This is a genomic window from Nonomuraea ceibae, assembly GCF_019396325.1.
In the GTDB taxonomy this organism is placed as follows: domain Bacteria; phylum Actinomycetota; class Actinomycetes; order Streptosporangiales; family Streptosporangiaceae; genus Nonomuraea; species Nonomuraea ceibae.
On record NZ_JAHKRO010000242.1, the window covers coordinates 1 to 1,402 of the forward strand.

A 1,402-nucleotide genomic window follows, 5' to 3' on the forward strand; every position below is an offset into this window, starting at 1 on the left:
GGGTGTGTCTAGATAACGGTGTATCTCGATCTTGATTAGTTATCGAGTGGTCGGGGTCAGGCGGCCGTCGAAGGTGATGGCGAAGGCGTTCAAGGCGGCCTTCCAGCGGGTGATCCAGCGTTTGCGGCCCTTGCCGGTTGGGTCCAGGCTCATGATCGCCATGTAGACGCACTTGAGCGCGGCCTGCTCGTTGGGGAAGTGGCCGCGGGCCTTGACCGCCCGCCGGATCCGCGCGTTGACCGACTCGATGGCGTTGGTCGAGCAGATCACCCGGCGGATCTCGGTGTCGAAGTTGAGGAAGGGCACGAACTCGGCCCAGGCGTCCTCCCACAGCTTCACGATCGCCGGGTACTTGCCGCCCCAGAGTTCGGCGAATTCGTAGAAGCGCTCGAGTGCAGCGGCCTCGGTCGGGGCGGTGTAGATGGGCTTGAGGGCTTTGGCGATGGCGTCCCAGTGCTGGCGGGCGGCATACCGGAACGAGGCGCGCAGCAGGTGAACGACGCATGTTTGCACGACGGCTCGGGGCCAGACGGTCTCGATGGCCTGCGGCAGGCCCTTCAGGCCATCGCAGACCACCATCAGCGCATCGGCCACGCCGCGGTTCTTGAGCTCGGTCAGCACGTGCAGCCAGAACTTCGCGCCCTCGCCGCCGTCGCCGGCCCACAGCCCGAGGATGTCGCGCTCACCGTCCACGGTGACTGCCATCGCCAGGTAGATGGGACGGTTGGCGACCTGGCCGTCGCGCAGCTTGACGTGGATGGCGTCGATGAAGATCACCGGATAAACGGGGTCGAGCGGCCGGTTCTGCCATTCGGTCATGCCCTCCAGCACCTTGTCGGTGATGGTGGAGATGGTCTGCCTGGAGACGTCGGCGCCGTAAACCTCGGCCAGGTGCGCGGCGATCTCGCCGGTGGTCAGTCCCTTGGCGGCCAGCGAGATGACCATCTCATCGACGCCGGACAGCCGTCGCTGCCGCTTGCGCACGATCTTCGGCTCGAAACTCGCGTCCCGATCGCGCGGCACGCTGATCTCCACCGGCCCGACATCGGTGAGCACGGTCTTGAACCGGCTGCCGTTACGGGTGTTGCCGCCCTCGTTGCCGGAGCGCTCATGCCTGTTGTGGCCGAGATGGTCGGTGATCTCGCCTTCCAGCGCGGACTCCAGCACCAGCTTGGTCAGCCGGCCCAGCAGCCCGTTCTCACCCACCAGCTCCACGCCCTCGGCACGGGCCTGATCCACCAGCCGGGCCACCAGCTCCCGATCCGACTCCTTGGCCTTGCTCTGCTTGGGCTTGCCCGCCACGCCGGCGTCCTCCAGGTCGATCTCCGTCGATGCCTGGATCACAGTACTCATCACGGGTGTCCTCCATGATCAGGAGTTACACCGTTGTTCTTACACTCCC

General features: G+C 65.8%; 1 protein-coding gene. It reads right to left on the minus strand.

Annotated features, from left to right (window positions below):
• Positions 1-39: 39 nt before the first annotated feature.
• Positions 40-1,353, minus strand: coding sequence for an IS256 family transposase (locus tag KME80_RS49750; RefSeq protein ID WP_219520091.1), 1,314 nt, complete (start codon positions 1,351-1,353; stop codon positions 40-42).
• Positions 1,354-1,402: the final 49 nt, after the last annotated feature.

What these genes read in the sequence shown, in the direction of transcription:
- KME80_RS49750 (WP_219520091.1), bottom strand. Translation starts at nt 1,353, where the DNA reads ATGAGTACTGTGATCCAGGCATCGACGGAGATCGACCTGGAGGACGCC.